We start from the raw sequence: 9,080 nt of genomic DNA, 5'->3' as shown, positions 1-9,080 counted from the left end.
CCTTGGGGCGACTGTAAACTCGCCTGAAATTCCGAAACTTAGCTGTCCTCTGGGGCCGCTAGGGATTGGGATAAAGCCCGCACCCTGCGCATAGCACGGGTGTCGGGTAGTTTACTGTCTTCGATGACCGGGCCCTCGGGGATCCCACATCTCCTGAAGCTGAACATGGGGGGACCTCACCGGCCCACAAAGTATCTGGCAACACAGCTGGCTGCCCCTCTCTCTGATGTAGTGGGGATGGGGTTGGCCATACCAATCGAGATAAACCGGCCTGCAACCCTCATTGCTCCCGCCATCATCTGTCTAGATCAGGGGGATCAGCCCTCACTTGGGCCACTATGAAAATCATTGGAGTTGAGTCAATGTTGGAGTCGCAGAGGGTAGTTCAAAGTGGGTTATCTTCCCCCGCTATTTCGGGCAAGCCCGTTCTGGAGTTGCGCCACGTCTCGCTGCAGTACCCCACTAAGGGATCCCCAGTCACGATCATCCGCGACGTCAGCTTTTCTGTTGCCCACTCGGAGTTTGTCTCCATTGTTGGGCCGAGCGGCTGTGGCAAGACTTCTCTTTTGAAGATGATGGCCGGCCTGAACACTGACCATGGCGGCACCCTCTACTTTCAGTTGCAGCCCATCGCCGGCCCCCTGAAGAGTGTGGGCATGGCCTTTCAAAACCCGGTGCTGCTGCCCTGGCGCACAACCCTGGAGAACGTGTTGCTGCCGTTGGAGGTGGTAGAGCCCTACAAGCGCACCTTCAAGCAAAACCTGGCCCAGCACGAGAAGTCGGCGCTGGAGCTGCTGGCCACCGTGGGCTTGGAGGGTTTTCAGAAAGCCTATCCTTGGCAGCTTTCTGGGGGAATGCGGCAGCGGGCTTCCTTGTGCCGCGCTTTGATCCATCAGCCGGAGCTGCTGCTGTTGGACGAACCTTTTGCTGCTCTGGATGCCTTTACCCGCGAGGATATGTGGGAAATGTTGCAACGGCTGTGGATGCGCACCGGCTGCACTGCTATTCTGATCACCCACGACTTGCGGGAAGCAGTTTTCCTCTCCGATACCATTTATGTGATGGGGCCACGACCGAGCGAGATCATCTTTTCCCTCAAAGTGGATCTGCCCCGTCCACGCCCGCTGGAGATCTGCCTGACGGACGAGTTTCACCGCTTGGTCTCGGAAGTGCGCCAGCACATTCGGCGCAGCTATTAGGCCAAAGATCCCTTGATCCAAAAAATCTGGAAAGGTTTGCTGGACAGGTTACCGCGCATTTCTGCCGAGGGATCCCATGAAAAAATCATTTGACCGATTTTTGCAGACCCAAACGGCTTCTGTGGTCTTGCCCGCTGTCACCATCGTTTTGACCCTTGTGCTCTGGCAGGTGGGGGTGGGGCTGTTCAACGTTCCTCGCTTTATTCTGCCGGCGCCCACCCAGATCCTCGCAGCCATGAACCAGTGGAGCCCGGTGATTCTGCGCCACTCCCTAACCACCCTCACTTCGACGCTGCTGGCCTTTGCGCTGGCTTTGGTGGGGGGGATATTGCTGGGATCGATCATCGGCAGCTCCCGCCTGGCCCATCTGTGTTTGTACCCGCTGCTGGTGGGGTTTAACACCATCCCGAAGGTGGCTTTGGTGCCGCTGCTGGCGATTTGGTTTGGCTTGGGCCTGATCCCGGCGGTGATCACGGCCTTTTTGCTGGCCTTTTTCCCCATTGCGGTCAATGTGGCGGTGGGGCTGGAGACGGTGGAAGCCGAGATGCGAGATGTGCTGCGCTCGTTGGGGGCCAGCTCTTGGGAGATTTTCACCAAGGTGGGGCTACCCCACAGCATGCCCTACCTGTTTGCCTCGTTGAAGGTGGCCATCTCCTTTGCTTTTGTCGGCTCGGTGATCTCGGAGACGGTGGCTTCCAACCAGGGGCTGGGCTACCTGATCGTGTCGGCCAGTTCTTCTTTTGATGTGCCTTTGGCCTTTGCGGGTTTGGCTGCCCTCGGCCTCATGGGTGTCTTGCTCTACACCTTTTTCGCGGCTCTGGAGCGCTATGTCCTGTCCTGGCGACAGTAGCATCTCTCCCCAGGGAGCCAACCCCTGCCTGAGCTAGCCCAGGTCTGGAAAGGTGGCTCGCACCGCCGGGTGGATGAGCTTGCCTGCCCTGATGTTGAGCCCTTTGGCCAAGGCCGGGTCTTGTTCCAAAGCAGCGGCCAGGCCAAGGTTGGCCAGCTTGAGGATGTAGGGGAGAGTGGCGTTGACCAGCGCTTGGGTCGAAGTCCAGGGGACAGCCCCCGGCATGTTGGGAACGCCGTAGTGCAACACCCCGTGGGCTTCGTAAACCGGCTGGGCATGGGTGGTAACCCGCGTGGTGGCGATGCACCCCCCCTGATCCACCGCCACATCCACAATGAGGGAGCGAGGACGCATTTGGGCCACCAACTCTTCTCCCACCAAGACCGGCGCCCGCCTTCCCGGCACCAACACTGCCCCTACCACCAGGTCGGCCTCGCGAACACACTCTTCCACGCTTTGGGCAGTGCTGTAGAGCAGCTCTACCCGCGAGCCAAAAATCAGCTCCAGCTCGTTCAGCCGCTGCAGGTTAATGTCCAAAATCTGCACCCGTGCCCCCAAGCCTACGGCCATTTTGGCCGCCTCAGTGCCCACGGTTCCCCCGCCCAGGATCACCACCCGTCCCGGCGGCACCCCCGGGATCCCACCCAGCAACACGCCCCGCCCCCCCTGCTGTCGGGTCAGGTAATGGGCGCCAAATTGCACCGAGAGCCGCCCAGCGATCATGCTCATGGGCGCCAACAAAGGCAGGGATCCATCTGCCAATTCCACCGTTTCATAGGCAAGGCAGGTGGCCCCCGATTGCAACAGCGCCTGGGTCAGCTCGCGGCTGGCGGCCAAGTGCAAATAGGTGAACAGAATAAGGTCGGGATGGAGCAGAGAATACTCAGCCGGCAGGGGCTCCTTGACCTTCACCACCAACTGCTGCTGGTAGATCTCCTCAGGGGTGGCGGCCAGTTTGGCCCCCGCTTTTTGGTAGTCCTCGTCGCTAAATCCCGCCCCCTGGCCTGCTTGGGTTTCCACCCACACCTGATGCCCCTGTTCGGTTAAGGCCCGCACCGCTGCCGGCGTCAGCCCGACACGGAACTCTTGCTCTTTGATCTCTTTGGGCACGCCAATTCGCATAGGGATCCCCGCAGGGCTGCTTTCCAGTCTAGACAGACTCTCCCCGCAATGGGATCCCTGGCCTGTTGATCCCTACCTTGTAAGGGGACGGAGGAAGGAGAAGCAAGGGAAGTTGATCCCTGTCTTCTGCAGGAGATTTTCGAGAACGTAGGACTGGCGGATGCTGGGGTGGATCTCTAGCGCAAGAAGCGGGCCAAAAGCAGCAGGCCGAGGCCGCCGAAGAGGATGTTGAAGCTCCAGGCCGCTGCCCAGGGGGGAAGGGCGCCGGCTTCTCCCAAGCTGCGAGACACGCTGAGCACCACGTAGTAGGCAAACACCAACAGGATCCCGAAGACGACGCCCCCGTAGCGTCCCACCCGCCGCGCGGTGGTGGATCCCAGGGGTAGCGAAATCAGCACGGCAAAAAAGCTGGCCAAGGGCAGGGAGAAGCGCATGTGGAACTCGGTGCGCAGAGCCTGAGTATTGAGATTGGAGCGGGCCAGGCGGGAAATCCGCTCCGCCAGCTCCGGTAAGCTCAACTCGCTGGGGGGAACCGGCGGCTGCATCAGGGCAGCCAGATCCTGAGAAACTTGCAACGGCTTGCGATGAAACGTTTGCTCGGCAATGCTGAGGCCGGTGGGGCCGTAAAGGTGGGTCGCTCCTTCGCTGAGGCTCCACTCCAGTCCGTTCCACACTGCCTGAGCGGCCAAGGTCACTTCCACCAACTGGTATTTGCCTCCCGGCAAGGGATCCACCCGCAAAATCGTAACATCTTGCATGGTATTCAACCGGGGATCCACTTGGCGGATGAAGAACCAGAGGTTGTCTTCGGTTTTGAAAAAGACATCGTATTGCACTGGGGTGGTGGCCTGGGCCAGCAAAGCTTGCTGATCGATCTGGCGGATTTGCTGTTTGCTGGCCGGCAGCAACACGTTGCTAATGAAAAAAGCGCTCAAGCTCATGGCCAACCCCACCAGCAGCAGGGGTCGGAAAATCCGGCTAAAAGGGATCCCGGCTGCCCGCATAGCGGTGATCTCGCTGTTGCCGCTCAGCTTGCCCAAGGTGAGCATGGTGGCAAAAAAGGCGGCAATGGGCATACCCAGCACCACCATCTCCGGCAGATCCAAAACCAAGAGGCGCAACACCGTCAGGGGGGGAACGGATCCCTCGACCAGCCGCTCGGCCAGGGTAAACAACCGGCCCACCAGCAGCAGCAGGGTTCCCCCGGCAATACCGGCCAGCACCGGGGTGAGCATCTCCCCAAACAGATAGCGCTCCAGCAGCCAGAACTTGGTGAGCAACCGTGCCATGTTTGAGAATTGAAAGGGATCGCCCTCATCCCCATGGAAGAGACGGGTTGCAATGGCCGAAAAATCGGCAGCAAAAGCCCTGAACCAGGCTCATCAATGCATTCTCGCTCAAGGGCTTGGGGAAGCAGGGGGGGGAAACGACTCTGTTTTGTCGGCAGGATCCGAACGCGGCCTAGGAGAGTTGAGGGGAGGTTCGGACGCGGGATCCAGCTTGGCCCCCCAGGTGACCAGGTAGGCCCGCTGTTCGGGGGAAAGGCGGCGAGCCTGGCGAAAATCTGCTCCTGCCACGATGGCGCCGGTGTAGGCCCCGGTCTTGAAATCGGGCTTTTGCCCTGGCTGAGCAGGGGAAGCTGTCTGAGGGGATCCCACAAACAGCAAAGCGCGGTAGAGATCGGCCCCGCGCAGGTCGGCATTCCGCAAGTTAGCTCCGCACAGATTGGTGTGGCTGAGATCGCAGCCGCTCAGGTTGGCCCGCTCCAGGCTGGCTTCGCTGAAATCCACCGCCCGCAACAGGGTGCCATGCAGGTCGGCTCCCTCCAGCATCGTGCCCAGGTTGACCACTCGGATCCCGTGCAGGCGATCCCGCTGGTAGCCCCCCTTGCCATCCAGGATAGGTCGGCCCAGGTGTTCGTCTCGCCGCAGAGGGCTGAGCAGGTTAGCGGTGGAGAGAAAGCGCAGGATCTTGGCTTTGCCGAAGCGATCCACCCCGTTCAACAAAGCAGCCGTGCGCCCGGCAGCAATGGCCCGCTCCAGGGGCCAATCGTCCAACTGCCCATCGGGAGACAAGACCAGGTTGGAAATGCCTTCAAAGTAGGCGTCGATGGTCTGCTGCTGGGTAATGATATTCTGCTGAATGGTGAGATCGCGGGAGATGATGTACTGCCGCCAGGCGATGTAGGCGGCCAGGATGGCGATCAAGATCTGGCCTGTGGCCCCAAACACTTCTCCCAAAGCCCCAATCGCCTCCCAACTCAGGGATCCCAAAGCGGAAAACACCCCGCTCCCAGCAACCCCTCCCATCAGGGCCAAGCTGAGGGCCACTCCCGCCCAGGCCAATTGAGGCCAAGTGGTCAGCCACTGCCAAAGACGGCGTCCGATCTGAGCCCAAAGCGATCGCCCCCACCAGCCCGCCAGGCCCAGCCAAGCCAGCACCGCCCCCCAGCCCAAGACCGGCTGAGCCATCCGCTTTCCCAAGAGCAGCAAGAAGGCCGGGATCCCCAACAGCAGCAGATGAATCAGGGGTTGCCACGGTGAGACCGGAGACAGCAGGATCCCGGATTCAAGCAGCGACGGCTCTTGGGGCAGATGTTCGGGGACAAGGGTTTTGTAGGTCATGGCGCAAGCAGGGAGGTTACTCTAGGGCTAGTGTTAGACTTGCAAAAAAAGCCTGCGTTAGTCCGTATTTGGAGTTGGCGGATAGGGCAGGATCCCGCCTACTCAGTTTGGTAGGATAACCTCGGCCTTTCTTCTCTAGCCCAGCCTGGTGTGAGGATAACCACCATGATCTCTTCCTTATTGTCCTTACTGCCTATTGGTCTGCAGAAATCCGGCGAACACCAATCTACAGCAGTCCTGCCCGGCCTGCGGGCGCAGCGCCATCGTTCTGCAATGCTGACGCGGCTGGCAACCTCTCTGATGCTTGGCACCACCTTACTGCTGACAGCAAAGTTGGATCCCGGCTGGGCGCAAACTTCCCTGGACACCGGCATTACCGGCGAGCAGACCCTGCCTCAAGCTCCCCCGCTCCCGGACAATCGCCCGGCTATTTTTGTGGATGCAGCCAACGGCAGCGATACCCGTGGGGATGGATCCCGCAATAACCCCTTCAAGACGATTACTTATGCCATTCAGCGGGCTGAGGCTGGCAGCGTCATTCAGCTTTTTCCCGGGGTATATAGCGAGGAGAGCGGCGAAACCTTCCCCATCCGTCTGAAAGCCGGCCTCACCTTGCGTGGGGACGAGTCCACCTTGGGAGAGGGCTATCTCATCACCGGCGGCGGTACCTACATGAGCCCGACCCTAGGCCGACAAAATGTTGCTCTGCTGGCAGAAACCGGCGCAGAAGTGCGAGGAATTACCCTGCGCAACCAGGGGCGGCGCGGCTATGCCCTCTGGGTGGAATCTGCCTCCCCGCGCATTCTCAACAACAGCTTTGTGGGCAGCATCCACGATGGGATCTTCATTGCCGGCGCTGCCAATCCCTGGGTGGAGGGCAACCGCTTCTATAAAAACGGGGCCAACGGCATTTCCGTTTTGGGCACCTCCCAGCCCACCATCGTCAATAACCTGTTCCAAGAAACCGGCTTTGGCATCACCATCGACCAACGCTCGGCGCCTGTTGTGCGCAACAACCGCATTCTGCAGAACCGTACCGGCGTGGTTGTCGGGGGCAGCTCCAGGCCCATCCTGCGCAACAATCTCATCGCCCAGAACTTGGAGACCGGCCTCACTGCCATCACCAACGCCCAGCCGGATCTGGGCACGGCCACGGATCCCGGCAACAACATCTTTGAGGGCAACGGCCAATACGACATCCACAACGCCACCCGCGGCCTGCGCATCAATGCCAACGGCAACCAACTGCGGGGCCAGGTCAAAGGGGATCTGGATCTGTCCGGTCAAACCACCGTCGCCGCCCTTCCCGACAGCGCTCCCCGCCCCATTGCCCCTGGCACTTTGGCTCTGCCCAGCGCTCCGGCCCAGCCGGCTACTCCCAGGGATCCCCGGCCAGCCGCTGAGACCCCCTCCACCTTGCCGGTTTTAACGGTGCCGCAATCGACGGATCCCAGCCCAGTTGCCTCTCTATCGGGATCGGGGGGGCGCGTTTTGCCCAACGTTCCTGCCCAGCCGGCGGACACTCAACCCCAAGCGCAGGAGTTTGTTGCTGTCCCCTTCACCCCCGATGGCTCTACCACACCTGCCCAGCCGGTTGGCCCTGCCCCCGCAGCTCCTGTTCCCAGGCCACCGTCGTCTCCCCTCACGGATATCACCACCCTTCTGCCCCCGCCGGCCCGTCGCTCATCGGCAGGGATCCCGACTACTCCCTCTGCTCCCACTACAACTCCAGTTGCCCCCCCTGTGGCTGCTGTGGGTAACGACTCCGTTTCGCCAACGCGAACGGCAACTCAATTTCGCGTGTTGGTGACCCCCAAGAGCAGCGATGACTTGAACCGATTGCGGCAGCTCATCCCCGAGGCGGTGGAAACGGTTTTCAACGGCAGAACAGTGTTGCAGGCGGGCCTGTACGACAGTCGCAGCCAGGCCCAGTCGGTCTTGGATCGGCTGTTGGATGCCGGCTTTGAGGCGGTTGCCGAGATGATTTTCCGCTAGCGACCCCCCACACTGCCGGCTTGCTTCTCCATAGCGGTACGAGGGAGCTTTGATCCCAGTTCTTTGGCGGGGTGGCCAGCCATTGAGCCCAAGTCTCCTTGGTCGCTGGCAAGGGAATTGACTACAAGTGCTTGCCAAGAGCGATGACGGCTCGAACACCCCCTCTCTAGTCCAACGGATCCAGTCGGTAGCGGCTGAGCCAGTGATCCAAATGCACTTCCTGATACATTTACGCTGAACACTGCTGAACATCACTGTTCAACTATGCAGCGATAGCATTCTGTTTGTTTCCAAACAGAATGGCGGTATCCCGCAAAGCTTTGAGTAGAATACCCAAAGCGCAGTTTCCGTGTCGTCTTACTACCAATTTTCTGCTTTGCTTTGGCTACCATGTTGGCAGACTCGAAAGTAAACAGAAAGATCAACTGGTAGTAATCCGTACTGAACATATTATACATTATTTTCAGTATAGTTGAGCTTATTATTGACTAGAGTCATGCTCCTCGTCCAGCAGTTGGGCGTTGATCAACCCCCGTTTGAAAGCAAGACGAATGGCTCGCGCCCGCAAGCTGAAAGTGGTTCCCCACTCGTCGCTCTCAATTTGGTCATTGCTGACTTCTAACTTGTCGTAGAGGTTGCGCAGACGGTTGGTTACCCCTCGGCGGGACAAAAAGCGCCGTGCAGCAATGGCTTGGTCGGTGAGGCCGAGGGCAATGTCGATCAACACTTCGTACTCGGCGTCGCTGAGACCGGTGATTTTGTTTTGTGAACGGGAATCGACCCCGCGCACCTCTCGGTCGATCACGCATTGCTCATCCTGCACCACTGCTTGGATAGCGCTGACCAATTTTTCATCGGTGCAATTTTTCAAAAGGTAGCCATAGACGGTTTGCGGAGGCACGATCTTGTGCAGCTCCCGCACATAGACTTCATCGGCAAAATGCGACCAAAAAATGATGCGCGTGCTGGGGCACTCTGACCAAACCTGCCGCGCTACCTCGATCCCGGTCATCTCAGGCATGCGAATGTCCATCAACACAAAGTTGGGGTGGTGCTGACGGTAAAGTTCCAACGCCTCTCGGCCATTCGAGGCCATGTATACCGGGCCGAACTCAGGCAAATGTTGCGTCAGTAGGCTATGGACATGCTGACGGTAAAGAGCGTCATCTTCAGCAAGGAGGGTACTCACAGGCCTTTACAGCCTGTTAAGGGCTCAAGGGGTACAATAGCAGCACTTAGCAAACCAACTTCGGAAGGAGGATGGATTGATCAGTAGTAAAGAAGTCTTCA

The 9,080-nt window shown here is 59.4% G+C and carries 7 protein-coding genes; 3 read left to right on the top strand and 4 right to left on the bottom strand.

The features are described from left to right. Nucleotides 1-362 precede the first annotated feature (362 nt). Nucleotides 363-1,199 carry an ABC transporter ATP-binding protein gene (locus tag ACVWXF_RS13860; RefSeq protein ID WP_457474677.1) on the top strand — a complete coding sequence of 279 codons (837 nt, stop codon included), beginning with the start codon at nucleotides 363-365 and terminating at the stop codon, nucleotides 1,197-1,199. A gap of 76 nt (nucleotides 1,200-1,275) precedes the next feature. Further along, nucleotides 1,276-2,049, top strand: a complete 774-nt coding sequence (locus ACVWXF_RS13855; protein ID WP_414407516.1) for an ABC transporter permease — start codon at nucleotides 1,276-1,278, stop codon at nucleotides 2,047-2,049. A gap of 33 nt (nucleotides 2,050-2,082) precedes the next feature. Here ACVWXF_RS13855 and ald read toward each other — a convergent pair whose 3' ends face one another. From ald to ACVWXF_RS13840, 3 genes are all read right to left on the bottom strand, one after another. Further along, complete coding sequence (gene ald / locus ACVWXF_RS13850; RefSeq protein ID WP_457474676.1) at nucleotides 2,083-3,171, bottom strand: alanine dehydrogenase; 1,089 nt, start codon at nucleotides 3,169-3,171, stop codon at nucleotides 2,083-2,085. A 176-nt stretch (nucleotides 3,172-3,347) separates the two neighbouring features. Further along, nucleotides 3,348-4,460, bottom strand: a complete 1,113-nt coding sequence (locus ACVWXF_RS13845) for an LptF/LptG family permease (RefSeq protein ID WP_457474675.1) — start codon at nucleotides 4,458-4,460, stop codon at nucleotides 3,348-3,350. A 108-nt stretch (nucleotides 4,461-4,568) separates the two neighbouring features. Then, nucleotides 4,569-5,795 carry a pentapeptide repeat-containing protein gene (locus ACVWXF_RS13840; RefSeq protein WP_457474674.1) on the bottom strand — a complete coding sequence of 409 codons (1,227 nt, stop codon included), beginning with the start codon at nucleotides 5,793-5,795 and terminating at the stop codon, nucleotides 4,569-4,571. Between the two features lie 165 nt (nucleotides 5,796-5,960). On the opposite strand from ACVWXF_RS13840, the gene ACVWXF_RS13835 reads away from it, so the two are divergent. Further along, nucleotides 5,961-7,790 carry a DUF1565 domain-containing protein gene (locus ACVWXF_RS13835; protein ID WP_457474673.1) on the top strand — a complete coding sequence of 610 codons (1,830 nt, stop codon included), beginning with the start codon at nucleotides 5,961-5,963 and terminating at the stop codon, nucleotides 7,788-7,790. Nucleotides 7,791-8,271: 481 nt separating this feature from the next. Here the strand turns inward: ACVWXF_RS13835 and ACVWXF_RS13830 are convergent, their stop codons facing one another. Continuing rightward, nucleotides 8,272-8,979, bottom strand: a complete 708-nt coding sequence (locus ACVWXF_RS13830; RefSeq protein WP_457474672.1) for a response regulator — start codon at nucleotides 8,977-8,979, stop codon at nucleotides 8,272-8,274. Between the last annotated feature and the right edge of the window lie 101 nt (nucleotides 8,980-9,080).

It is taken from the genome of Thermostichus sp. MS-CIW-40 (assembly GCF_054058315.1).
This window is presented reverse-complemented; position numbering and strand designations above follow the sequence as displayed.

Excerpts from the sequence above, each read along its gene's own strand:
- ACVWXF_RS13860 (WP_457474677.1), top strand. The coding sequence starts at position 363 with ATGTTGGAGTCGCAGAGGGTAGTTCAAAGTGGGTTATCTTCCCCCGCT.
- ACVWXF_RS13855 (WP_414407516.1), top strand. The coding sequence starts at position 1,276 with ATGAAAAAATCATTTGACCGATTTTTGCAGACCCAAACGGCTTCTGTG.
- ald (WP_457474676.1), bottom strand. The coding sequence starts at position 3,171 with ATGCGAATTGGCGTGCCCAAAGAGATCAAAGAGCAAGAGTTCCGTGTC.
- ACVWXF_RS13845 (WP_457474675.1), bottom strand. The coding sequence starts at position 4,460 with ATGGCACGGTTGCTCACCAAGTTCTGGCTGCTGGAGCGCTATCTGTTT.
- ACVWXF_RS13840 (WP_457474674.1), bottom strand. The coding sequence starts at position 5,795 with ATGACCTACAAAACCCTTGTCCCCGAACATCTGCCCCAAGAGCCGTCG.
- ACVWXF_RS13835 (WP_457474673.1), top strand. The coding sequence starts at position 5,961 with ATGATCTCTTCCTTATTGTCCTTACTGCCTATTGGTCTGCAGAAATCC.